Source organism: Paenibacillus solisilvae, assembly GCF_042656405.1.
Lineage (GTDB): Bacteria > Bacillota > Bacilli > Paenibacillales > Paenibacillaceae > Paenibacillus_Z > Paenibacillus_Z solisilvae.
On the sequence record NZ_JBHSOW010000106.1, the window covers coordinates 132,969 to 158,691 of the forward strand.

The 25,723-nt window shown below is 49.7% G+C and carries 19 protein-coding genes; 7 read left to right on the forward strand and 12 right to left on the reverse strand.

Features of this window, described 5'->3' with window-relative positions; genetic code table 11:
* Positions 1–571 precede the first annotated feature (571 nt).
* Both ACFPYJ_RS28110 and gltB read right to left on the reverse strand, forming a co-directional pair.
* Complete coding sequence (locus ACFPYJ_RS28110) at positions 572–1,690, reverse strand: RCC1 domain-containing protein (RefSeq protein ID WP_379191559.1); 1,119 nt, start codon at positions 1,688–1,690, stop codon at positions 572–574.
* A gap of 166 nt (positions 1,691–1,856) precedes the next feature.
* On the reverse strand, positions 1,857–6,461 hold the full coding sequence (gltB, locus tag ACFPYJ_RS28115) for a glutamate synthase large subunit (protein ID WP_379191560.1): 4,605 nt from the start codon (positions 6,459–6,461) through the stop codon (positions 1,857–1,859).
* Between the two features lie 480 nt (positions 6,462–6,941).
* On the opposite strand from gltB, the gene ACFPYJ_RS28120 reads away from it, so the two are divergent.
* A complete protein-coding gene (locus ACFPYJ_RS28120; protein WP_379191561.1) occupies positions 6,942–8,300 on the forward strand; it encodes a stalk domain-containing protein in 1,359 nt (452 codons plus the stop codon).
* Between the two features lie 127 nt (positions 8,301–8,427).
* Here ACFPYJ_RS28120 and ACFPYJ_RS28125 read toward each other — a convergent pair whose 3' ends face one another.
* The 4 genes from ACFPYJ_RS28125 to kapB form a co-directional block, all read right to left on the reverse strand.
* Complete coding sequence (locus ACFPYJ_RS28125; RefSeq protein ID WP_379191562.1) at positions 8,428–10,452, reverse strand: YhgE/Pip family protein; 2,025 nt, start codon at positions 10,450–10,452, stop codon at positions 8,428–8,430.
* Positions 10,453–10,566: 114 nt separating this feature from the next.
* Complete coding sequence (locus ACFPYJ_RS28130; protein WP_379191563.1) at positions 10,567–11,157, reverse strand: TetR/AcrR family transcriptional regulator; 591 nt, start codon at positions 11,155–11,157, stop codon at positions 10,567–10,569.
* A gap of 158 nt (positions 11,158–11,315) precedes the next feature.
* A complete protein-coding gene (gene pyrE / locus ACFPYJ_RS28135) occupies positions 11,316–11,852 on the reverse strand; it encodes an orotate phosphoribosyltransferase (RefSeq protein WP_379191564.1) in 537 nt (178 codons plus the stop codon).
* A gap of 43 nt (positions 11,853–11,895) precedes the next feature.
* Positions 11,896–12,288, reverse strand: coding sequence for a kinase-associated lipoprotein KapB (gene kapB, locus ACFPYJ_RS28140; RefSeq protein ID WP_379191565.1), 393 nt, complete (start codon positions 12,286–12,288; stop codon positions 11,896–11,898).
* 368 nt (positions 12,289–12,656) lie between these two features.
* Here kapB and ACFPYJ_RS28145 point away from each other — a divergent pair, with 368 nt between their 5' ends.
* Both ACFPYJ_RS28145 and ACFPYJ_RS28150 read left to right on the forward strand, forming a co-directional pair.
* The gene (locus ACFPYJ_RS28145) at positions 12,657–13,772 is read left to right on the forward strand and encodes an MGDG synthase family glycosyltransferase (RefSeq protein ID WP_379191566.1); all 1,116 of its coding nucleotides are present in this window, start codon (positions 12,657–12,659) and stop codon (positions 13,770–13,772) included.
* A 106-nt stretch (positions 13,773–13,878) separates the two neighbouring features.
* Entirely contained in the window at positions 13,879–15,294 is a 1,416-nt protein-coding gene (locus ACFPYJ_RS28150) for an NAD-dependent malic enzyme (protein WP_379191567.1), read from the forward strand.
* A gap of 273 nt (positions 15,295–15,567) precedes the next feature.
* Here ACFPYJ_RS28150 and ACFPYJ_RS28155 read toward each other — a convergent pair whose 3' ends face one another.
* A complete protein-coding gene (locus ACFPYJ_RS28155; RefSeq protein ID WP_379191568.1) occupies positions 15,568–15,819 on the reverse strand; it encodes a hypothetical protein in 252 nt (83 codons plus the stop codon).
* A gap of 160 nt (positions 15,820–15,979) precedes the next feature.
* On the reverse strand, positions 15,980–16,867 hold the full coding sequence (locus ACFPYJ_RS28160; RefSeq protein ID WP_379191569.1) for a cation diffusion facilitator family transporter: 888 nt from the start codon (positions 16,865–16,867) through the stop codon (positions 15,980–15,982).
* Positions 16,868–17,172: 305 nt separating this feature from the next.
* On the opposite strand from ACFPYJ_RS28160, the gene ACFPYJ_RS28165 reads away from it, so the two are divergent.
* On the forward strand, positions 17,173–18,126 hold the full coding sequence (locus ACFPYJ_RS28165) for an L-lactate dehydrogenase (protein ID WP_379191570.1): 954 nt from the start codon (positions 17,173–17,175) through the stop codon (positions 18,124–18,126).
* A gap of 12 nt (positions 18,127–18,138) precedes the next feature.
* Here the strand turns inward: ACFPYJ_RS28165 and ACFPYJ_RS28170 are convergent, their stop codons facing one another.
* From ACFPYJ_RS28170 to ACFPYJ_RS28180, 3 genes are all read right to left on the reverse strand, one after another.
* On the reverse strand, positions 18,139–18,636 hold the full coding sequence (locus ACFPYJ_RS28170) for a zinc ribbon domain-containing protein (protein ID WP_379191571.1): 498 nt from the start codon (positions 18,634–18,636) through the stop codon (positions 18,139–18,141).
* A gap of 166 nt (positions 18,637–18,802) precedes the next feature.
* Positions 18,803–20,425 carry an ABC-F family ATP-binding cassette domain-containing protein gene (locus ACFPYJ_RS28175; protein WP_379191572.1) on the reverse strand — a complete coding sequence of 541 codons (1,623 nt, stop codon included), beginning with the start codon at positions 20,423–20,425 and terminating at the stop codon, positions 18,803–18,805.
* Between the two features lie 109 nt (positions 20,426–20,534).
* Complete coding sequence (locus ACFPYJ_RS28180) at positions 20,535–21,581, reverse strand: MBL fold metallo-hydrolase (protein ID WP_379191573.1); 1,047 nt, start codon at positions 21,579–21,581, stop codon at positions 20,535–20,537.
* Positions 21,582–21,866: 285 nt separating this feature from the next.
* Between ACFPYJ_RS28180 and ACFPYJ_RS28185 the strand changes: the two genes are divergently transcribed.
* Positions 21,867–23,081: a conserved virulence factor C family protein gene (locus tag ACFPYJ_RS28185; protein ID WP_379191574.1), complete on the forward strand. Its 1,215-nt coding sequence runs from the start codon at positions 21,867–21,869 to the stop codon at positions 23,079–23,081.
* Positions 23,082–23,169: 88 nt separating this feature from the next.
* On the opposite strand, the gene ACFPYJ_RS28190 is transcribed toward ACFPYJ_RS28185, so the two are convergent.
* The gene (locus tag ACFPYJ_RS28190) at positions 23,170–23,964 is read right to left on the reverse strand and encodes a transglutaminase domain-containing protein (protein WP_379191575.1); all 795 of its coding nucleotides are present in this window, start codon (positions 23,962–23,964) and stop codon (positions 23,170–23,172) included.
* Between the two features lie 558 nt (positions 23,965–24,522).
* Here ACFPYJ_RS28190 and ACFPYJ_RS28195 point away from each other — a divergent pair.
* Together ACFPYJ_RS28195 and ACFPYJ_RS28200 are read left to right on the forward strand one after the other, a co-directional pair.
* Positions 24,523–24,918, forward strand: a complete 396-nt coding sequence (locus ACFPYJ_RS28195; protein WP_379191576.1) for a helix-turn-helix domain-containing protein — start codon at positions 24,523–24,525, stop codon at positions 24,916–24,918.
* 153 nt (positions 24,919–25,071) lie between these two features.
* Positions 25,072–25,710: an IS3 family transposase gene (locus ACFPYJ_RS28200; RefSeq protein WP_379191577.1), complete on the forward strand. Its 639-nt coding sequence runs from the start codon at positions 25,072–25,074 to the stop codon at positions 25,708–25,710.
* Positions 25,711–25,723: the final 13 nt, after the last annotated feature.

Sequence of the window (25,723 nt, forward strand, 5' to 3'; positions counted from 1 at the left end):
TATCCCCTAAGCTGGGTTTAGAAGTATTGTTCCAATTATCTGTTATCAAACATATGAAAAGCACGGAGTCAACTATGTAGTCGTCCATTTAGTACGGAGTTATATTTGGTTGTTTAGAAGATCAATATGTATGTATTCTCAGGTGTTCCATATATGTTTACTAATACGTAAACTCCGTACAATAAAACCTCAACTACTTTTTGCTCGTATTTAATTAACCCACCTTCTACTTGTTAACTGTCTGACCTACTTAGCTATTATAGCCAATTCAATTTGCAAAGTATGTCGAAGGTTGTGGAGTGAATCCTCGCATTCTTTTTGTTTTTTTGTCGGATTCTGGTGCTATTCTAGGTATTTATTCTCACATGTACATCTACAATTATACGTATCCAAAAATTACGTATTTGAGTACATCCTAACTTCAAATGAAAACGCTGCCAACTTGAAATTTCCTTAACACCACTTATTTATTCCGTATCTGCAGGAATATGGTTTTTAAACTTAATACTGGAGGACTAGGAGCAAATGACTAAAGTATCCATTCCTGCAGCCAGTCCTCAATTGAGACTAACTATTCATTAAACGTTAATATATTCGTAGGTAATAGTTTTACAATCGTACTTCCATCACCAAGCTGGCCAAAGTTATTTTTTCCCCATGACCAAACGGTATTATCATTTCTCAGTGCGAATGAATGATTTGAATCTGTTGAAATAGCTGCAGCATCCGTAAACATTTTCAGCGGGACCAAGCTTTCTATTAGCGGAGTCTCATCACTGTTGATTTCCTCTAATACATGACTGCCCGCTGTACCGACGCCCAGCTGTCCTGTATTGTTATTCCCCCATGCCCATACGGTTCCATCATTCTTAAGGGCAAACGAACAGTAACCGCCAGCGCCGACAGCCGAAAAATTAGATAGTCCGGGAACCTTTATTACAGTTGCTTTATAGGATTTTGTGCCGTTCCCAAGCTGACCTGAACTATTATCACCCCATGTCCATACCGTACCGTCATTTTTAAGTGCTATGGTATGAGCGATACCAGCGTTCAAGGATATGATCCCAGCAAGACCTTTGACTTGTTTAGGGACTGACCGGTTCTTCTTTGTTCCATCTGCAAGCTGACCCAGAACGTTATTTCCCCAAGACCAGACGGTTTTATCCGCTTTCAAAGCTACAGAATGATAATTCCCACATCTAATTGCGATTACATCGTTCAGTTCAATTACCTGTACAGGCCTGGTTCTTAAAAGCGTAGTGCCATCGCCAATCTCACCTGACCCGTTATTCCCCCAACTCCATACCACACCTTCTGATGAAAGAGCAAGAGAGTGTGCGTTGCTGCTGCCTATAGCTATAATATTCGAAAGGCCATTGATTTTTAAGGGTTTACTTCTGTTCGTTTTTGTTCTATCACCAAGCTGACCTGAACTATTATCGCCCCAACCCCAGACCGTACCGTCTTTTTTTAAAGCAAGCGAAAAATTAACGCCTGAACTAACCGCCACAATTTCATTCAGATTCATGACTTGTTTAAATATCGATCGATTCTGTTTTGTACCATCGCCAAGCTGACCGCAATCATTATTACCGCATGTCCAAACGGTTCCATCGGGATAAAGGAGCATACTATGGCTTCCACCGACGCCTTGATCAGTAAAAACTGGATTAGGGGCTGTAAATGTCAAAAAATTCCCTCCTATTAATATAGTAGCTAAACTATCTATTACTATATTCATGGCTGGTTTAAACGTGCTCTATTTCATCTTCCTACAGGAAACAATTTACATAAAAACAATATAAAAACAGCCCAATTACCTAAACACTGGTAACTGGGCTGCTGCGTTTCTTCTATTAATTACCGCCTACGCGCGCTAATTCTTTCATATTCGCTTCGAAAGCTGCGAGAAGCGCTTCTTCACCGGCAAGACCGGATTGTTCCATCTTATCAATTTGTTCCAGCATCCGTTTGTAATCCTTCGGAATTACTTTCACAAATTTATTGCGGTACGTATCCCAATCTGCCAGGACACGGTCGCCGATTGCACTGCCTGTGTATTGGACATGACGCTCAAGCATAGCATGCAGCTCTGCAGCATCGGCAGGTGCATCTACGCGCTCCAATAATACCATTTCGATATTACAGTGTTTGTAGAAATCACCGGCTTCATCCAGCACATAGGCAACACCGCCGGACATTCCTGCTGCGAAGTTACGGCCAGTACCGCCGAGAATAACAACACGTCCACCTGTCATATATTCACAGCCATGGTCGCCGACTCCCTCGACAACAACCTTCACCCCTGAGTTACGAACAGCAAAACGTTCACCTGCAAGACCGCGGATATAAGCTTCACCGTCAGTCGCTCCGTAGAATGCTGTATTGCCGATAATAACATTCTCTTCGGCTTTGAACGTTGCTTTCGGTGAAGGAGCTACGATGATTTTACCACCGGAAAGACCTTTACCCACGTAGTCATTTGAATCGCCCTCGATGGATAATGTGATCCCTTTCGGTACGAAAGCACCGAAGCTTTGACCAGCAGAACCTACGAAGTGGAAGTTGATTGTATCTTCAGGCAAACCTTTTGCTCCGTAACGACGCGTTACTTCACTTCCCACAATCGTTCCGACAACACGATTAATATTATGAATCGGGAATGTACCGCGTACATGCTCACCGCTCTCAAGTGCCGGCTTAGCTGCTGCAAGCAGCTCCTGCATATCAAGTGATTCCTCCAGCTTATGATCTTGCTCTTGCACATTGTAACGGACTGCATCATGAGGCAGCTCCGGTTGGTGCAGAAGCGGTGTAAGATCAATGCCTTTCAGCTTGTAGTGGTCGATAAGCGATTTCGTTTGAAGGCGCTCCACGCGGCCAACCATATCCGTAATCTTACGGAAACCAAGCTGTGCCATAATTTCACGAAGCTCACGGGCTACGAATAGCATATAGTTCGCAACATGGCTCGGATCACCCATGAATTTCTTACGAAGATCCGGATTCTGAGTCGCTACGCCCACTGGGCAAGTATCCAGCTGACAAACACGCATCATGATACAGCCAAGAACAACGAGCGGTGCGGTTGAGAAGCCATATTCCTCGGCCCCCAGCAATGTTGCAATCGCAAGGTCGCGGCCGTTCATGATTTTACCGTCTGTCTCCACAACAACGCGATCACGCAAATTGTTGAGCATGAGCGTTTGGTGCGTTTCCGCAAGCCCAAGCTCCCATGGCATGCCGGCATGACGGATCGAAGCAAGCGGCGATGCGCCTGTACCGCCATCATATCCACTGACAAGGATAACATCGGCACGGCCTTTAGCTACACCTGCAGCAATCGTGCCAACGCCATTCTCGGATACGAGTTTTACGTTGATGCGAGCGCGCGGATTCGCATTCTTCAAATCATGGATCAGCTCTGCCAAATCTTCAATCGAATAGATATCATGATGCGGCGGCGGAGAGATAAGTCCGACACCCGGTGTAGATCCGCGAACTTCGGCAACCCAAGGGTATACTTTACGTCCAGGCAGCTGTCCGCCTTCACCAGGCTTCGCACCTTGTGCCATCTTAATTTGAATCTCATCCGCGTTCACCAAGTAGTTGCTCGTTACGCCAAAGCGTCCGGATGCTACTTGTTTAATCGCACTGCGGCGTGAGTCGCCGTTCTCATCTTTAATGAAGCGGGCCGGATTCTCGCCGCCTTCACCCGTATTGGACTTACCGCCGATGCGGTTCATCGCAATTGCAAGTGATTCATGCGCTTCTTTGGAGATGGATCCGTAAGACATCGCACCGGTTTTGAACCGTTTAACGATCGATTCAACAGACTCAACTTCTTCTAAAGGCACTGGTTCTGCGTCAAAGTTAAAGTCAAGCAAGGAACGGAGCGTCAGATGCTTCTTATCTTCACCCTGAACAAGTTCAGAGAACTTTTTGTACAATTTGTAGTCGTTGGAACGGGAAGCCATTTGCAGGGTATGAATCGTCTGCGGGCTGAATAGATGATCTTCTCCGTCTTTACGCCACTGGTATTCACCGCCGGAGTCAAGCTCCTTCACGCGGCCTTCCTGCTCAGAGAACGCACGGTTATGGTGCTTCAGCGTCTCCTCAGCAATCACATCCAGACCAATACCGCCAATACGGGTTGTCGTCCAAGTGAAGTATTCATCAACCAGCTCCGGCTTCAAGCCAACCGCTTCGAAAATTTGCGCTCCGCGGTATGATTGAATCGTCGAGATGCCCATTTTGGACAAGATCTTTACGACACCCTTCGTTGCGGCTTTGATGAAGTTCTTCACTGCTTTATCGTGAGTTACGCCTCTCAGCAAGCCTTGGCGGATCATATCGTCCAAAGTCTCGAATGCCAGGTAAGGGTTAACTGCACTTACTCCATAACCAAGCAATAGTGCAAAATGATGCACTTCACGAGGTTCGCCGGATTCAAGCAGCAAGCTCACTTTGGTACGCGTACCTTCACGGATCAAGTGGTGATGCAGGGAAGATACGGCAAGAAGCGCTGGAATAGCTGCATTCTCACGGTCCACTCCGCGGTCAGACAAGATCAACACGTTATGACCTTTGCCAATTACGCGGTCTGCTGCTTCACACATTTGCTTGATGGCAAACCGGATGCCTTCTTCGCCCTTCGCCGCTTCGAACAAAATCGGAAGCGTGATGGATTTGAAGCCTTCACGGCGTACATGGCGCAGCTTGGCAAACTCTTCGTTGGACAGAACAGGGGATGCCAGTCTTATATGACGGCAGCTCTCCGGCTCCGGATTGAGCAGATTGCGCTCAGGTCCAAGTGTTGTGCCAGTTGCTGTGATGATCTCTTCACGAATCGCGTCAATCGGCGGATTCGTTACTTGTGCAAACATTTGTTTGAAATAGTTATACAGACGCTGAGGACGTTCGGATAGAACAGCCAGCGGCGCATCATAACCCATGGATGCGATCGGCTCAACACCGCTTCCAGCCATCGGCTCAAGCACCTTACGCAGGTCTTCGAACGTATAGCCAAACGCTTGCTGACGCTGTTCAACCGTATCGTGATCCGGCTCCGGCAGCTCCGGTGCATCCGGCAGATCGTCCAAACCAACCAAATGCTCATCAAGCCATTCGCGGTATGGATGCTCCTCGGCGATTTTTGCTTTTACTTCTTCATCGGAAACGATGCGGCCTTCTTTGGTGTCAACAAGCAGCATACGGCCCGGACGAAGCCGGTCTTTATACAAAATGTTCTCTGGTTCGACAGGAACTGTACCTGCTTCAGAACCAAGAATGATGACATCGTCCTTGGTCACATAATAACGCGCTGGGCGAAGACCGTTTCGGTCCAGAATTGCACCGATCTGAGTCCCGTCTGTAAACGCCATTGCGGCAGGCCCGTCCCACGGCTCCATCAAACAGCTGTGGTATTCATAGAAGGCTTTCTTCTCATCACTCATACCCTCGTGGTTGGACCACGGCTCAGGCACCATCATCATTGCTGCATGCGGCAGGGAACGACCTGACAGATATAAGAATTCCAGCGTGTTATCAAACATCGCCGTATCCGATCCGTCCGGATTGATGATTGGTTTAATTTTCTCCATATCATCGCCAAACAATTCGGTTTCGCAAAGCGTCTGACGGGCATGCATCCAGTTAACATTACCGCGAAGCGTATTGATTTCACCATTGTGGATCAAATAACGGTATGGATGCGCGCGCTCCCAGCTTGGGAACGTGTTCGTGGAGAAACGGGAGTGAACAAGCGCGATCGCTGTCTCAACTGCCTCATCGTTAAGATCGAGGTAGAAAGAGCGTACTTGCTCGGTTGTTAGCATCCCTTTGTAAACGATTTTCTTGCTCGACAAGCTGGAGAAATAGAAGCTGTCCGCACCTTCTGCGCCAGAGTAGCGAATGGCATGCTCTGCACGTTTGCGAATAACATACAGCTTGCGCTCAAATGCCAGCTCATCCTGAAGCGAGGCGTTCTTACCAATAAAGACTTGACGGACAAACGGCTTAGCTGCTACTGCGGATGTGCCGAGTTTCTCGTCATTTGTGGGAACCGTACGCCAACCGATAAACGTTTGGCCTTCCTCACGAATGATTGCTTCCAATTCGCGCTCATGCTTCACGCGTACACTCTCGTCCTGCGACAAGAACAGCATGCCTACCGCATACTCTCCATTTGCCGGCAGTTCAATTCCATTGCCTCTCAGTTCGCGAGCGAAGAAAGCATGAGGAAGCTGCAGCATGATACCTGCTCCGTCACCTGTATTCGGCTCGCTGCCTTGGCCTCCGCGATGTTCCATATTCTCGAGCACCGTGAGCGCCTGGCGAATGATTGAATGTGACTTGATTCCTTTGATGTTGGCCACAAAGCCCATGCCGCAAGCATCTTTCTCGAATTGCGGATCATAGAGACCTTGCTTCGGCGGCAATCCCAAACGATTCTCTTTCATTGGTTGCAACCTTTCTATGAGAAATTTTGTGAGTAAACAATAATCATGAGGTCCTGCTTCATTTTCGCTGCGATATCGCTTAAAATGAAAAAGTACACGTAAGGATACAGCATAACAAACGACCCGAAAATGAACAAGTAGGTATAAGAAGAAAGTACTCGGCTGCCCTTGCAGACTCCGGTTATCGTTTCTTCCCTTGGAAAAATCAGGCAGGACGAGGGTGAAACGAAGCCCAGCTGATCTTTTCAAAAAAGATGCTGTCTACGGCTGTGTAGCTTGCCATAAAGGTCAGCATCCGGGTTGAGGGGCACGATTTCGAATTTTCGTTATTATATTATTTTAGCATCACGCCATAATGATATCAATTTAATATTTTTTATGGTGGTGATAAGAAGTATTTTACGATGAGCTTTAAACACCCATGCGGGTGATTGATATCCATTTACGGCTACACTAACTATAACAAAGGATGTGTTCGGGTTGTATAGTAACTTCAGGAAATCACCCCGGCTGGCTGCTGCACTGACAGCTGCTGCCATTCTCGCGGCTGCAGTCGGCGCGGGAAGCGCTGCAGCCTCTGGAAATGCAGCGCCAATTGTGAAGAGCTCCCTATTCTCAGCCATTAATTATGTGCCATATGCAGCAGTTCCGGCAGCAATTGAAGCAGCAGACACCCAGCATATCGTGGCCGTCGGCGATTCCCTAACGGTCGGGTACGAGCTTGGTATGACAGAGAACTCCACCCCTTACGGTTACGCGGACCGCGTATATGAACAAGCCTTATATCACGGCCGGGCCGAGCTGCAAAATTACGGCATATTGGGATTGAAATCCACCGGATTGGAGCACTGGCTGGGTGCAGTAATTAGTGGAACGTCAACGACAGCCGAAGAGGTCCAGCCGAACTTATCCAGTTATCCCCTCGCATCCGAAACAATTGCAAAATCCGCAAATTTGCGCAGCGCGCTCGAACAAGCCGATACCGTTGTATTGACGATCGGCGGCAACGATTTCACCTCGATCTTTGAAGAGATCAAGGCAAGCCCCATGACTGCGGAGCAGCTTTCTTCCAGGCTTGATACCATGCTAACCGACTATAATGTCTCATTAGAATCTTCCTTGCGGGCTATTCTATCCATCAACCCGAAGGTTCAAATTGTTTTTGCCGATCAATATTTGCCTGTTCCAAAGCCGTCCGCCATTAATAAAGCTGTAACTGCCGAGCAGTACGCCGTCCTCGTTGCCGCAGTGAAGAAACTTCAGGAGCAAGATGAAGCGTTAGCTGTCAAACTGCGTCAAGAAGGAAATCATGTCAAGATGGTTGACGTTTCTGCTCCTTTCATGGGAAATGAGCTGTCCTACACCTATATTCTGCGCGGTGATATTCATCCTAAACAATCAGGCTATGAACAGATGGGAAAGGCCTTCGCCAAAGGAATTTGGAGCGACTACAAAGAACCGGCAGTACTGCCGGCAGGCGTTCCGCTGCGGATTGTGGTGAATGGCAGGACGCTATCCGGCGCTAACAAGCCCATTGTGAAGAACAGCACGACGTTCCTTCCCATGCGCGATATTGCAGATGCAATGAATGCTAATCTGTCTTGGGATAATAAAACCCGCACAGCAACCCTGAAATCAGGCGACAAGCAGGTCTCCTTCACGATAGGCGCAAAAACCATGCAGATAAACGGACAGACAGCCCCATTGGAAACTCCGGCTTATCTGCAGAAGGTCGGTAATCAGTCCGTTACTTACTTACCGCTTGCCGCGCTCTCCAAAGGGCTGGGCTACCAAGTCATCTACCGAAAGCCGATTCAAACGGTATTCGTAAATAAGTAGGAATCTATAGCCCCTGCCCCTATGTAAAAAAACACCTTCGCCAATTCGTGTGATTACACGCCTCGGCAAAGGTGTTTTTATTTGACGGTCATACACAGCGGACGCAAACAGCCGCTTACTTTATGGTCTAGTACGCTTGCAGCGCCGTTTCGTTTGGGGCGGAGCTGTTTTTGTTTTTGCGGAACATAAGGGTATAGACCAGCAGCGATAATGCGGTGCTCACGATTGCGAATACAGCAACGTGTACGGCACTGCTGCCTGCTGTCATAAGCTCATTGCCCGTAACGATTTCACGGAAAGCCGAGATTGTGTAGGTCATCGGCAGGAACTCCCGAATGCTGCTGAGCCATGTTGGTATGAGCTCAGATGGATACGTACCGCCGCTTCCAGTCAATTGCAGGATCAAGAAGATAACCCCGATGAACCGGCCGGGCTGATCAAACGCCGCCACCAGGAACTGAATGATCATCATGAAGGTCACACTCGTTAATAACGTAAAGCCCACAAACGCACCTATATGATTGATATGCACTCCGATGCCATAGATCAGAATGGCATCTGCGATCAATGCCTGCAAGACACCGACAAGTCCGAACAGCAGCGCTTTGCTCAAGAACCAGCTCCAGCCGGATTTGGGTGCAAGCGATGTCTCGCGGAGCGACATCACCATGGTCGACAGCAGCGCTCCAACGAACAATCCAAGCGATAAGAAGTAAGGCGTAAAGCCCGTTCCATAGTTCGGAACATTCGTCAGCTTCGCCTCGTCCACTTGTACCGGCTTTGCGAACATGTCGTATAGGGCGTCAGAGCCCTTAACTTCACCGGAATCTTGGGAAGCATCACCAAGCTTACCGGACAGCTCTGCAGATCCGTCGGCGAGCTTCTTGGTTCCGTTAGCAAGCTGCGCGGAGCCGGCTGCAAGCTTGCCCGAGCCGTCAGCAAGCTGGGCCGCCCCGCGGCCGGCGGCGGCTGCGCCGCTTGCAACCTTGGCGGCGCCATCAGCAGTGGCTTTAGCGCCGGCTGCAAGCTTGGCGCTGCTCTTCGATGCTTCAGCGAGCTTCGCATGAAGCGCATCAACCCCCTGCAGCAGGGAGCTTTGCCCCTGCTGAAGCTGCGCGGCTCCGGCGGCCAGCTTCGTGCTGCCGCCAGAGAGCTCGGCTGCGCCGGCGGATACCGCCTTCGCTGCGCCCAGCAGCTCCTGCAGCGCCGCATTCTGCGCTGCATCCGGCTGCGCAGCGGCATAAGCCGCAAGCGCCGCTTCCAGCTTCGCCGCGCCGGCAGCCAGTTCCGCGCTGCCCTGCTGCGCCGAAGAAAGCCCCGCGGCCAGCTGCGCAGCGGCACCGGCGGCCTTCGCCGCACTGCCGCTAAGCTGCCTGCCGCCAGCTTCAAGCTTGCTAAGGCCGGCTGACAATGCCGCCGTGCCGTCACTGACCTTCGCTGCGCCGGCAGATACGCTGCTTGCCCCGGTGCCCAGCTGGCTCACGCCGCTAAGCAGCTCCTTGGAGCCGCCCGCGAGCTTCGCTACATTATCGCGCAGCAGCTCTGCGCCTTGCTTCGCATCTGCTGCGCCATTACTAAGCTTCGCTGCCCCGTCACTCGCTTTAGCAATCCCATCAGCTGCATCGCCGATTTGATTGAATACAGCCTCCGCATAGGCTTTGGTCACTTGACTTGATATTTCGCTTTGCAGCTTATCAATCGCAGATTGACCAATTTTGGACGCTAAGTAATTCTCACTGTCATTCGTCACATAACGAAGCGCAGCCGGATGGGGATTCTTATCGAGCAGGGTCGTTGCTTGTTTGGAGAACTGCTCGGGAATTTCGATAGCATAATAATAATCGCCATCCTCTAATCCCTTCTCCGCCTTGACCTTATCGACGAATTCCCACTTGAAATCCTTCTTCTCCTTCAGTTCCTTTACCAAATCCTCGCCTACAGTCAAGGACTTGCCTTTAAACTGTGCGCCTGCGTCTTCATTGACGACGGCAACCGGCAGCTTGCTGAGCTTTCCATAGGGATCCCAATTTACACCGATCAGCATTCCGCTGTACATAATAGGTATGAATAAGATACCGATAATCGGAATCAGAAGCTTACGGTCCCGTACAATCCGGCTCATTTCCCTGCCGAATAAAGTTAATCCTGTCATCGCCTTCTCGCCTCCACTTAATGAACTAATGACCAATTTGGTTTATTGGTCATTTTATATCAAAAAAATAAGCAGCTTCCGCCACTATTTTTCAATAGACTTTTATTGCTTTCGTTACGCTTTCGCACCTATTCCATCTTTAAGAAAGCTCGTTAAATAACGGGCAATATCATCCTTCGAAAGCGGCTCATGATTTCTGTTCCACTCGGCCGATAAGGCAACAAACAGCTTCAGCATAATAAATGCAGTCAATGATGGGTCGACGCTGCGAATCTCGCCCTTCTCAATGCCGGCGGTAACTTCTTTCTGAATGAAAGCAATGATGGTTCTCTCCATCTTCTCAATGCCCTCTTTGGCCATCGGCGTGCCGATATCCCGTACCTCTTGGGTGAGCTTTATGAACAATTCATGCTTTTCTCTAAACAGGAGCAGCTCGTATAACACATCAACAAGATTTTCGAAGAACGGCAGCTTCCGGTCAATCGTCCGCTCAGCAAGCTGCCTGAGCGTGAACGTAAACTGGCTGATGATTTCACTGAATAACTCTTCTTTCGTTTGAAAAAAAGTGTAAATCGTGCCTTTGCCGACTGCAGCAATTTTGGACACAAGTTCCATCGTCGTCGCCTTGTAACCAAACATGGCGAAGGACTGTCCAGCCGCTTCAACGATTTGCAATTTACGGTCAACCGGTCTCTTCTGCTCCATGCGCGCTGCCCCCGCCTGCCTCGATAAGTTGTTGACCAAAAATCAATTTCGGTCAGTCAGTCATTACATGCATTTTAGCACGAAAATAAAATGAACGCAAGGACTGATGCTCATTACTAATCATTCAGTCCTTGCGCGCCTTTGCATTCCAATTTTCTCTATTGCGGGATTCCGCCCGCTGCAGCAAGCTCCTCCATCGTAAACAGCGCTTGCAGCCGCAGTCCGGACTCTTCCAGCTTCTTACGGCCTTCCGGGTTTCTTTCGATGACACAAATGACATCCTCAACGATTGCTCCTGCCTCGCGCAAACCTTCCACGCTGCTGATGATTTGCCCTCCGGTGGTGACGACATCCTCAACGACGCAAACTCGTTTGCCTCGTATATCCGCCCCTTCAGCCAGCTTGCAGGTGCCATATTCCTTCGCTTTCTTCCGGACGTAGGCAGCCGGCAGATTAGTCTCTAAAGAGAGCACGGTTACAATGGGGATCCCGCCCATCTCAAGTCCGGCGAGCACATCCGTTCCAACAGGCACGCGCGTTGATAATTCCCAACCGATCGCACCAAGCAGGCGGGGTAATGCTTCAAACAAATATTTATCAAAATACTCACTTGATACTTGTCCCGACCGCAGCGTGAAATGACCGGTCAAATGGGCTGCCTCGTATATTTCTTTAGCCATTTCCAACCGTTCCATTGAACCCTCTCCCCTTATTCCTCTATTGTTGATAGGACTGATTTTAGAATTTATACTCTTTATGCAGCTGTTCAAGCTGACCAAGTCCGCGTTCCGCCCATCGTTTCAAACGGTCCAGCTCCGCAATATCCGCAGCCAGTGCATGCTTCAGTGATTCCTTATAATCCGGAATTTCTCCGTGGTACGGCTCCATGTCGCCTGCGGGGATATTCGTTTTCTCGGTGTAACTGAGTGCCCGCCTCTCATGAAACATCGGAACATCAGGATTATAAGGATTATGTAAATCTCCCTGCTCTGGATGCTTAAGAACAGCCAGCACCTTAACAAGCGACCGCGGAGTTCCCGCTTCCATTACTTCACCTACATACTCTCCAGTTTTATAACGAATAACAACTAAAGCACCCGTCTCCGGGGAAAATCTTTCATTAGACTGCATCGGATCCATCTCTCCTTAACATTGTATACTTCAAACCAAGCCTTAGATTTTGGCCGGTTCCGGTAAATCTCAAACTAAAATTCTGCGCGGCTCGTCTTAAGCTGGGGCTGCGTTCATTCTGCCGCAGGGGAGCCTGAATTAGTTACCGCCTCGTAGGCATCTTGAACCATTCCGATGCTTATCCCCCTAAATTTTAGCATAAATTAATCGTATATTCATACGTAAGTCTTAATTCCAATCTTGTTTTGCATCAGGTTGCATCGTAATATGGTAATGAGATCTTTTTTAATTGAAGATGTCGTTGTTTTGATCGCCAGTCGGAATTCGCGGGAGCAACTTCAGAACTGGTAAGAAAAGTAGGTGAGAAGATGCGTAAGAAAAGAGTTCTGCTGCTCTCAGAGGGTTTTGGGTCCGGACATACACAAGCCGCTTATGCTCTTGCCGTCGGACTGCGCGCACTTAACCCAAACATTCAAACCCGCGTCATCGAAATAGGAAATTTCTTAAATCCGGTTATCGGTCCTTTAATTGTTTCTGCTTACCGGAAAACGGTTAGCAAGCAGCCGAAGCTGGTCGGCATGGTTTACCGGCGTCAATATAAGAAATCCCTTAACCGCTTCGCCCAGCTCGCACTGCATCGTCTATTCTATAACCATATATCCCAGGTCATTTCCCAGCTCAAACCTGACTTAATCGTTTGTACGCACCCTGTCCCTAACGCGGTCGTATCCCGTTTAAAACGGCTAGGCCTTAATGTTCCCTTATACACATTAATTACAGATTATGATGCTCATGGAACCTGGACTAGTTCGGAAGTAACGAAATATCTGGTCTCCACTTCCCTTGTGAAGAAGAAGCTGACCGATCGCGGCATTCCGGCCAGCCGTATCGAGGTGACGGGTATTCCCGTTCATCCGAACTTCTGGCAAACCCATGACAAAACGGAGCTGCAGTCTCAGTTCGATCTGAAACCGCTGCCCACCGTTCTTATTATGGGCGGCGGCTGGGGAATCATGTACAGCGACAATCTGCTGGAATATATGACTCGCTGGCGGGACCATATTCAGCTTATTTACTGCGTTGGCAGCAACGATAAGTCCAGGGAGAAATTGCTCTCTGATCCGCATTTTCAGCATCCGAACATTAAGGTGCTCGGATTCACCAAAGAAATCAGCAAGCTGATGGATGTATCTGATCTGCTTATCACAAAGCCGGGCGGTATGACATGTACGGAAGGTCTCAGCAAAGGCATACCGATGCTGTTCTACGAACCGATCCCCGGCCAGGAAGAAGAAAACTGCGAATATTTCATTGCAAGCGGCTTCGGTGAGATGCTGGTCTCCTCCGAAACCATCGACAAATGGTTCGAGCTCCTCCTGGAGCCTTACGCCTCCGTACAATTCAGGAATAATCTGATGACGAAGCGCAATCAGCAGTATAACCCGATGCAATGTTCACGCGCCGTCCTGCAGCTGATGCAGTGACGGCTTTTTTTCTCAGGATTCTTCTTGTCCTTATTTACCCAAAAACTGCATAGCACTTTTCGACTCTGGGTAAACAAAGATAGATATATAAGGAGGCGCAGGAAATATGAGAAATCAACCGCTTGATGGAAAAACGATTATTTTGCGGATCGAGCTTGATACGAAGCAAACTTTCTTCGGGACAGCAGCAACTGCAATTGAGAATGCCGGCGGTGATATTATCGCCATTGATGTCATTCAGACCAGTCGTGACCGTACGGTGCGTGATTTAACGGTTAAGGTCAGGGAAGCCGATACCCCGGGCCGTATTGCCAAGGCGTTCGAGAAGCTTCCGGGAATTAGACTCATTAATGTTTCCGATCGAACGTTCCTGCTCCATCTCGGCGGCAAAATTACGATTCAACCCAAGACCCCCATTCAGAACCGGGATGACCTCTCACGTGTCTATACACCTGAGGTGGCAAGAGTTTGCAATGCTATACACGAGGACCCCTCCAAGGCATTCACCTTAACCATTAAACGGAACTGCGTAGCTGTCGTTTCAGACGGCAGTGCGGTGCTTGGACTCGGCAATATCGGTCCCTTCGCGGCAATGCCTGTAATGGAAGGTAAGGCGATGCTCTTCAAACAATTTGCCGATGTCGATGCCTTTCCAATTTGCTTGGATACACAGGATACAGAAGGAATCATTGCCACTGTTAAGGCCATAGCGCCTGGTTTTGGCGGCATTAATCTGGAGGATATCTCCTCGCCGCGCTGCTTCGAGATCGAGCAGCGGCTCCGGGAGGAGTTAGATATTCCGGTATTCCATGATGATCAGCATGGTACAGCCGTCGTCCTCTACGCGGCTCTGCTCAATGCTTTGAAGCTGACAGACCGCAAGATCGAGGATGCCCGAATCGTTGTATGCGGCATCGGGGCTGCTGGCACCGCTTGCACGAAAATGCTGCTCGCAGGCGGAGCCAGACATGTGATCGGGGTCGACCGGGAAGGTATCTTAACCCGTGATCACCATTATCCGAATGGCATGTGGCAGTGGTACGCCGAGCATACCAATGAAGATCGGGTATATGGAGGACTTGCTGAAGCGCTGCAGAATGCCGATGTCTTCATCGGCCTCTCCGCCGGCGGCATCCTTAAGCGGGAGCATATCTCCACAATGGCCGATCAGCCCATCGTATTCGCTATGGCTAATCCTGAACCAGAGATCCGTCCGGAAGAAGCAGAGGACCTGGTCGCCGTTATCGCAACAGGCCGCTCAGACTATCCGAACCAAATTAATAATGTCCTCTGTTTCCCCGGCATCTTCCGCGGAGCGCTTGATTGCCGAGCTTCGGTCATCAATGAAGAGATGAAGCTTGCCGCAGCAGAAGCTATTGCATCTGTCATCAGCACCGATGAGCTGGGCCCGCTCTACATCGTTCCGAGTGTATTTAATCAGCGTGTCGTCGAAGAAGTAAGGCGCAGAGTCGTTCAGGCTGCCACGGCAAGCGGAGTTGCCCGCCGCCAGCCTAGAGAATAACGCAGCAGCCGCTTTTTTAAAGTAAAAGGCTGGATCTGCCGCAGGTGATTAGACGATCTGCGGCCGGATCCAGCCTTACATTCATTTATAGTGCGCTGCCGCCGAATAAGAAACCTAACGTATTAAACCCGTGCTAAAAAGACGTCTCTGGTGAGACGCCCTGCGTAAAATCATAAAAATCCCGTTATTACAGGGCCCGCTGCTCGCGGGAGAATACCCGAATACCCGAATGCCGAATACGGATTCAAGCAGGAAGAATCCCATCCAGACTTGCTAACTCTCCTGACAAGAAGCCGTTACTTTACCCGGAGTAACGGCACCGAATGATTCATCCGCTTGATTCTTCCTCGTTACCTTCATTAATGAATCATAACGGTTCGGCGAATCCAATACAGATTGATAGTCGCTTTTATGAACAGCTGGGATCAGTACAATATTACCGGTATGGTAATAAAGCAGCAGGGTCGAATCATCTTCATCATAGGAGCAAAAAGCAATTTGTTTGGACTCAACGGGTACGAGCATGTAAACGCCTCCTTTTTAAATAGATGCCTTGATCTTATCATCGCAAATACCCCTTACAAAGGGTGCGCATTTGCGGGCTCTCCTATATATACCCATATGTACACCGTTATAACACACATAGAGACAAAAAAAGTTGATTTCTTCATCTTTTTTTTGCTTCCTACAACTCCTTGTAACTCTCTACACCCTGCGGCTCAACGTGGACATGGACACTCATAATGTTATGCTTATGCTCCATGCGGCGCTCGATTTCATCGCTGATCCGGTGGCTTTCCACGAGCGATAATGCTGGATCTACCAGCACGACGACATCGATAAGCACATTGCTGCCATGAACGCGGGCTTTAATATCCTTGATGGATTCGACACCCGTTGTGCTTTCGATTGTTCCCCGCAGCGTATACAGCTCTTTCTCGTTGAATCCATCCGTAAGGGCATAAGTCGCGGTATAGAAAATCTCATAAGCCGTCTTGCAAATAATAGCTCCTACGGCTAAAGCGGCAACCGGATCAAGCCATGGCAGCCCTAAACGGGCGCCGATAATGCCTGCCGCGGCCCCGGCGCTGACAAGTGCATCGGACAAATTATCTTTGGCTGCTGCCAATAAAGCCTGATTATTTATTTTCTTGGCAAGCCTTTTATTATAGACATAAACAAGAAGCATCGCTGCGCCGGCACCAAGAGCGATCCAAGCCGAGAACAGTCCCGGTACATGCCGCTCCCCTGCAAATAGAGATTTGACCGTACTGATCAGTACTTGTATGCCAACTGTAGCCATAATGAAGGAAGCGACAAGCGCAGCTATCGTCTCTGCCCGGAAGTGACCGTATGGATGATCCTCATCCGGTGGTTTCTGTGAAATGCGCAGTCCTATTAATACGGCGGTTGAAGCTACGATATCCGTTAAGTTATTAAATCCGTCTGCTACTAGTGCAGCGGACGCAAAGCCATAGCCTGCTGCCAGCTTTAAGCCTGATAAGAGGATATAGGCGCCGATGCTGATCCAAGCTCCTTTTTCTCCCCGCTTGATTGCTTCGTACTGATCCACAGGTCAAACTCCTCTCACATACTTGGCGATCCTACCTATTACCCGAATCATAACGGATCGTAATCGAACGGGCACTTGTGATAACGCTGCTCCAGGAAACTCGCAGGCGAACCCGGACGAACTGGTTTGAACTCTTCCAATGAGCGCCGGCCGCACACAAGTGCTTAAGCATCCATTTAGGTTATCCCTTCACAAGGCGGATATACGCAGGGAGTCAATATTGATGCACATATCATCCATATCCGGCCATAAATATAAGTAGTACTGGAAGTCATCATAACTAACAGCAAGAGGTGGGCTGCAGGATGCGAAGCAAGGTGAGGAAGGTAGCCATCGTTGGGGTTGGTTATGTCGGGTCTACTTGCGCTTATTCCTTAATTAATCAAGCGATCTGCGATGAAATTATACTCATTGACCGAACGCCCGAGAAAGCCTATGCACAGGCGCTGGATCTGTCACATTGTATGGATTTTGTTCATGCGAGGACGAGAATATCGACTGGAACCTTTGAGCAATGCTCGGATGCGGATGTCATCGTGTTATGCATGGGGATTAGGCCGAAGAATATTAAAAACCGGTTGGAAGTCTTGGAGTCTGCATATTCGATTCATAAACCGATTATTGCACAAATCATGGCGAGCGGCTTCAACGGCATATTTCTGGCTGCTTCGAACCCCGTTGACCTTGTCACGTATATGGTATGGAAAATATCGGGTCTCCCTCGGAATCAGGTGCTTGGAACAGGCACATCCATCGATTCATCCCGCATGAAAACGCTGCTCTCTCACTACTTCCCCGTCGATCCCCGCAGTGTACAGGGTTATGTTCTTGGTGAGCACGGTGACTCTCAGTTTCCGGTATGGTCTCATGTTACAATAGGCGGCAAACCGGTAATGGACATCCTGTCTCAGCATCCGGAGCGATTCCGTCATTTGAAGCTGGACGAAATCGCAAAAAAGACGAAGGAAACCGGCACGGAAATCTATACTCTCAAGGGCTCCACTTATTATGGAATAGCTAATGCTTTAGCCTATATCATTCATTCCATCCTCAATGATGATCATCGAATTATTGCAGTCTCGGCTGTTCTGGAAGGTGAATACGGCCAAAATGACATATGCACAGGCGTTCCCGCGATCCTTACCCGTCATGGAATTAAAGAAATTGTGGAGCTGAACCTGACCCCGAAAGAACAAGAACAGTTCAAGCATTCCTGTACGGTCATTCGAGGAGCGCTGGCAAGCCTTCCGCCTCTGTAGGACAGAGAACGTTTACTGCCCTTGTGAAAACTCGTCCGCAATGCTTGAGGAATTCTCTGTACCGCAGCTGTAGCAGTATTTGGTGTTCAATTCGTTCTCCATCCCGCACTTGCTGCAGATCACCTGGATCTCGCCGATCGTTGTGTCAGGCCTAGGCTCCTGTGGAAGCTGGGTCCCGCAATCCGGACAGAATTTGGTGTCCAAAGCAACGACCTTCCCGCATGTGCAGGTCTTCTCGAAACGGATCATTTTGATTCGTTCTTCGATCAATTGAATATCAGCTTGAATCTCATCCAGCTGCTGGCAGCAGCCCATGACCTCCTGCTCCGAATCCGCTACATTGCCAGCTTGATGAGAGCGGTAGAGAGCAGCGCCTATCTGAAGAAAAAGCTTTTCCTGATCTTTTTCCTTACCGGAAATTTGCGATTTGAGCTTCGTTATTTCAACCGTTTGCTGTGCTTTCTTCGCTGCTTCGGAAGCACCCTGCTTCAATTTATCGAGAAAAGACATCTATATCGACTCCTTAATCTGATGTTCATCGCCATTGTACAAGTTTATCATAAACCCATCATCAGGGTCACGTCAGAAGGCGCGTCCAGTCGCCTTTATTCGTCAAAAAAAGCCGCACCTTGTCGTAGAATTCTACGTTAAGGTGCGGCCATCTTGTTTGACCTAATTATTCAGCTGGATACATACGCTCGCGCAGCGCTTTAACCTCTGCGCTTTCGAGGTATTCATCATAAGGCATGATGCGGTCGATGATGCCGTTTGGCGTAATTTCAATGATCCGGTTTGCGATGGTTTGAACGAACTGATGGTCATGAGAAGTAAAGATCAGCGTACCGTCAAAATCGATCAAGCCGTTATTGAGCGCTGTAATAGATTCAAGATCCAAATGGTTCGTCGGTTCATCCATCAGTAGAACGTTCGAGCTCGAGAGCATCATTTTGGAGAGCATGCAGCGCACCTTCTCGCCCCCGGAGAGAACACTCGCTTTCTTAAGCGCTTCGTCACCGGAGAACAGCATGCGGCCGAGGAAGCCGCGGATGAAGCTCTCATCCTGATCCTTGGAATACTGGCGGAGCCAGTCAACCAGGTTCAGCTCAACGCCGTCAAAATAAGGCGCATTGTCCTTCGGAAAATAAGCCTGCGTCGTTGTAATTCCCCATGAGAACGTACCTGCATCGGGCTCGATTTCACCTGTTAACAGCTGGAATAGAATGGTCTTCGGAAGCGTGTTCGGTCCAACCAGCGCGATTTTGTCGCCTTTATTAATGGCAATCGTCAGGTTGTCGATCAGCTTCGTTCCATCGATGGACTTCGTCAAACCTTCTGTAAGCAGCAATTGCTTGCCTGCTTCGCGTTCCGGCTTGAAGTTGATGAATGGATATTTACGGTTCGACGGACGAATGTCGTCGAGTGAAATTTTATCAAGCAGCTTCTTACGGGAAGTCGCTTGCTTGGATTTGGATTTGTTTGCGCTGAAGCGCTGGATAAAGGCTTGAAGCTCTTTAATTTTATCTTCTTTCTTCTTGTTGGCATCGCGCATGAGCGTCAGCGCCAATTGGCTGGATTCATACCAGAAATCATAGTTACCGACATACATTTGGATTTTACCGAAATCGATATCCGCAATATGCGTACAGACTTGGTTCAAGAAGTGACGATCATGAGATACTACGATGACAGTGCCTTCATAGCCGGCAAGGAAATCTTCCAGCCAGTGAATGGATTCCATGTCAAGGTGGTTGGTAGGCTCATCGAGCAGCAGAATGTTCGGCGCGCCGAACAAGGCTTGCGCAAGGAGGACACGAACTTTCTCGTTACCGGAGAGCTCCGACATCTTCTTGTCATGCAGGTCAGGTGTGATACCAAGTCCATTCAGCATGCCTGCTGCTTCGGATTCAGCTTCCCAGCCGTTCATATCGGCGAATTCAGCTTCCAGTTCGCCTGCGCGCATACCGTCTTCATCGGTAAATTCCGCTTTGGCATAGATCGCATCTTTCTCTTTCATCACTTCAAAGAGCTTCTTGTGACCCATGATAACCGTTTCGAGCACAACATTATCATCGTACTCATAATGGTTCTGCTTCAGGACTGCAAGACGCTCGCCTGGCGTAATGTGAACTTCACCATGAGATTGCTCGACTTCACCTGATAGAATCTTCAGGAACGTCGATTTGCCGGCTCCGTTCGCGCCGATCAAACCATAGCAATTGCCTGGCGTAAATTTAATATTAACATCTTCAAATAGCGCACGCTTACCATATCGAAGCGTTATGCCGCTTGTGCTGATCATTGTACGTAATCCCGTCCTTCACTCGAAAATCTTATTCATCACATCATTATAGCACAAAAGCGCGGATTAATCCCGCGCCCCTTGTGTATGCCGAGTTGTTTTTCGTTCATCAAACACCGTTCATCCGCCATGTCTCGCCATGCGGAAGAATGACCATGCGGGTGGAATCGAGCTCAAGATGAGCCCGCTGCGATTCAAGCCGGTCAAGTGCTTCGCGGGGCGTATCATCGGCAAGCCGGAAGGAACCGTAATGCATCGGCACGAAGTATGCTGCATCCGTATCTATAAATGCTTGAAGAGCTTGTTCAGGCGTAACATGCTGAGGTCCCATGAACCATTCCGGTTCATAAGCACCGATCGGCATAAGGGCAATATCGATGCGGAACCGCTCGCCGATCTGCCTGAATCCGTCAAAATATCCACTGTCTCCTGCGAAATAAATCGATGGTGAAAGACCTACGAAAGGCCTTTTTTGCTCCACATGATGCAAGGCTTGACTCTCTGATTCCGTCTCTGCTGTTTCAGCTGATTCCAAGACCGATGCCTGAGCCGCGGCCCTCATAGCTTCATATTCATCCGAGGCTTCAATGACATAACCGCCCCAATGAGAGCGATTCGTATCAAGCAGCGTGCGCCTTGTCCAGTGCTGGGAAGGAACGAAAGTAAATTTAACGCCGCTGATCGTAGCTGAATCCCACCAATCCAATTCGATGACGGAGGAAAATCCTTTACTGCGCATTTTATCGGCTAAGCCAACCGGCACAATAAGAGTCTTGCCGCCTGACAGCTGTTTGAGTGAACCTATGTGCAGGTGATCATAATGGGAATGGGAGATAAGGACGACATCGATCGGCGGTACATCGGCAATGGGCAGTCCAGGCTGCACCAGCCGTTTCTGAAAGCCCATCTGCTCCGCCCATACAGGATCGGTAATAATATTGAGTCCGGAATGCTGAATCAGAAACGTAGAATGTCCGATCCAGGTTAAGGAAGGCTGGCTGGTGTTGCCGTTCAGATAAGCGGTATCCGGCTGCTCCGCAGGAACAGCGAATGAATAATCCTTATGCTTCATCTTCACGGCACGCTCGCGGCGCCACTGCCTAAGTTCTTTAAACGACTTGATTGTTGCGGCTGGATCCAGGTTTTCAAAGCGCATAACAGTCGGTTTCCTCCTATAGTTTTGCAGGGTGCAAAACTGCCCTTGATGCCTATGCTCAGGCCTTACGGTCTGCAGCCTGACCGACAAGTCCGCAAACCCGCATGGGCATAAGCTCGGTAATCTCTATCTCTCTCTACTCCTACGATACCAAGGGTGAGGTGAATAAGCAAACGATCTCACAAGCATATCCCTCCATGTGGTTTACTTCTCATATTTGGTTTAAACTTGTAGTAACGGGAGAACAACTTACATTTGAATCCATGAATGACGGAGGCTATCATCATGAAACTAATCGGAATCGAACCCACACCAAGTCCAAATACAATGAAATTGAATGTAGATGAGAAGCTGCCGCCCGCTCAGCGTTTCAGCTTTACAGCGGCTGATTTGAAGGATACGGCTGAAGACGGAGAAGGAACGGTGCCTTACAGAAGAGCGGTGAGCGAGCCGCTGCGCAGCTTGCTTGCAATCGAGGGCGTGCGGGGGTTATTCCGCACGGCGGACTTTATCGCGCTCGACCGGAAGCCGGGCGCGGATTGGGAGCGTATCCTGGCGGCGGCGCGGACCGCTTTGCAGAGCGGGGAAGACGCCTCTGCAGAGGATTCCGCAGCGGCAGCCGTGCGGCAGGATAGCTTTGGCGAAGCCAGCTGCTTCGCGCAGCTGTATCGGGGAATCCCGATGCAGCTGCGCGTGCGCATCGGCGACCGCGAGGTCCGGGCGGCGATGCCGGAGCGGTTCACGGAAGCGGTCACGGCCGCTGCAGCTGCCTCTATGATTCGCGAGCGCAAACTGGAGGAGCTCGGCGTCCGATACGGCGAGCCTGAGGATATTGCAGCGGAGCTCGTCAAGGAGCTCGAAGCCGCGTACCCGCAGGAGCGGCTGCAGGAGCTGGTTGCCGCAGCCATTGCGCTCGGCAAAAGCGCTGAGGGCGAAGCCTCCCCTGCCCCGGTACGGCCCGCTCCGCTGACGAGCGAAGAGCTCGCGGAGCGCTTCGCCTCGCCGGACTGGAGCGTCCGCTACGAGGCGCTATCGCGGACCTCGCCCGAGCCAGCCATGCTGCCGCTGCTGGCGAAGGCCATATCCGACGAGAATGTCTCCATCCGGAGACAGGCCGTCGTCTACCTCGGCGAGCTTCGCCTCCCAGAAACGCTGCCGCTTCTGGTCGCGGCGCTTCGCGACAGCTCCGCCTCCGTGCGGCGCACCGCAGGCGACACCCTGTCCGATCTTGGCGACCCCGCTGCGACGGGTCCCATGATCGAAGCCCTCCGCGACCGCAATAAGCTCGTCCGCTGGCGGGCTGCCCGCTTCCTCTACGAAGCCGGCGATGAATCGGCCGTAGAGGGGCTGCGCACTGCAATTGCTGACCCGGAATTCGAGGTCAGCCTGCAAGCCCGCATCGCGCTCGAACGCATTGAGCGCGGCGAAGAATCCGCCGGCTCCGTATGGCAGCAGATCACTGCCCGCAGCCGCGGCGATGAAGGAAACGGCGAGGTCTAATCCCTCGCCGGAGGAACCTGATCTTTGAAAGAAGGGCTGCCAGTGCGATTTCACGAATCGCGCTGGCAGCCCTTCTCTTCTCTTCACTCTATGTCTTACTATTCATTGCAGCAGGATAAGATTTCACCCATTGATGATCCTTCTTCATCTCACTGTCCGATTTCAGAAAATAATTATAGCTGACCCTGCCTTCACGATCCGGTATGGGATCATCCCAAGTAACATCCATATGGTACCATTCGGAACCGATTTGAACCAAATTCCAGACATGGCTGCCGGAATCAACCGTGCCTTCAATAATCCGGGCTTGGAAGCCTGCCTCCTTCAGCATGCGGTAAGCAAGCAGCGAATAACCTTGGCAGACGGTTTTACCCGATTCGATCGCATCATAAGCCGTGTAACGCTGCAGGGACTGATCGTAGGCGACATGCAGGACGATCCAATCATGAATCGCTTTGATCCTATCCGTCTCGGGCATGCCGTGAACAAGAATCGCAGGCAGCACTCTGCCCGTTAATTCCGCTACCTGATGAGACTGCTCTACCGTTTCCCGGTATCGGACCGTAACCTTGATTCTTGCAGTGCCCCCCCATGTCCGTATCGTATACAGATAAGAGTCCACGATATAAGCGACATAATCATCTGCGGCGAAAACATGCTTTAGCAGATCCGCAAAATTAGCCGACAGCTCCTGGTGATCCCCGTTGTAATCCATATTGATTTCATCTGCCTGCTGCCCGATCTGTTTCTGGAGGCTGGTCCTCAGTTCTTCCAAAGTACCAGCAGCAGGAAGAGCAGGATCAACCGTATAATTGAAATCTGAGCCGAGTCCGATTGTAAGAAGCAGGGCTATCAAGCCTATTCGATATAAAAGTTGACCCAATCTCCTGCTCCTTCCCTTATTAACCCTTATCGCATTACCAACAATTACTAGTTATAGTATACCCTAATGCGACTAGGTTAATAAAGGCGGCTCTTAAGTCAAGCCGATTGTCCCATGCAAAAAATCCTGAACCAGCCTATTGGGCTGTCCAGGATTTCTTTTCTTCCCTTTAGATTAACGAATACTTCGCTTTCAGACATCCTGCGCTTCACTCATCAGCGGATCATATTCCTTCAGGCTTCTTACATCGGCATGTTTAAGGACACCCAGCCGGCGGCTTCCCGGCACGACCCACAGGCAGCCGTTCTCCACATCCGTCCTCCATCGCCATCCAAACCCCGATCAATGTGTTCGGTTCATTATGAATGTAATTATAATCCTGATGGGGCGCTTGACCAAGCGATCCCGGTTCCTTGAAAAAATTTCAAATAATAGTCCAGCCGTTCTACATGATTAATGACAAAAACCACCGTGGAATTGAAGTGCACCCCTTATAGTGGACATTGGAAAAACACCCTGGTGTTAAACCGATGAAAACTATAGGGGGTGCTTTTCGTTATGGCAAAGAAGGGCCAAAAGTTTGTTACGTATAGCTTTGAGACAAAGAAGAAAGCAGTGGAGTTGCGGCTTCAAGGGATGACGAAGCAGAAAGTAGCCGAAGAGCTAGGGATCGTAGATGTTGACCGACTGAAGGTATGGATGCGGCGTTATAGGCAAATGGGCGATTTCGGACTTACGGACAATCGTGGCAGGCGGAAGCAATACACGGATGAGAATCGCTATGTCAAACGTTTGGAAATGGAGAATGCCGTCCTAAAAAAGTGGTTGGCAATTACGAAGGTGGAGGTGTACCAGAGAAGTGTCGGCTCGTTGAAGAGCTCCGAGGAGATTTTACCGTTACAGAGCTTTGCAAAGAAGTTGGCCTCTCCCGAAGCGGATTCTACGCCTATGTAGAACGAAAGAAGATAGATAAGGATCAAACATCCAAAGAGATGATCCGCGCTACCTTCGAGCGCTATAAAGGTGTTTACGGCTATCGTCAGGTTCAACTGTTCTTGCTTCAAGACCATGGTATCTGGATCAACCATTAAGAAGGTTCTTCGGTTAATGCAAGAGATGGGGCTGCGCTCCAGCATACGCCGTAAATACCGTCATAGCCGCGTCTGGAACATAGGTGACCGAGTTGTTAAGAACTTACTGGAGCGTCAGTTTCAGGCTGATGCACCCAATCAAAAGTGGGTAACCGACGTCACACAATACCGAGTCGGTGAAGTGTGGCTGTACCTCTCCGCCATTAAAGACTTATGCCATAACGAGATCGTGGCCTACCAGATGAGTCTCCATAACGACAAGCAGCTTGTGCTGCAGACGTTTTCTAAGGCATTTGACAAAGAGAAGGACGTGACCGGGCTGATCGTTCACAGCGATCAGGGATCCCAGTACACGTCCTATGACTACCACGACACGCTGCCAAAGGTTGGCGCCCAAATCAGCATGTCACGCCGAGGCAATTGTTATGACAACGCCTCAATGGAGAGCTTCTTCTCCCATCTGAAAACGGAAGGGCTCTACCCTTATGATATCCGATCAATCGAGGAAGCACAAAGTAGAATTGAAGAGTACATCTACTTTTATAACCATTGTCGGCCACAAAGAAAGTTAAACAAGCTGACCCCGGTACAGTACCGGGGCTGGTATTATCCCCTTCAAGTAGACACTCAGAAAAAAAACCTTATGGTACCATAAGGAATGAGTGAAC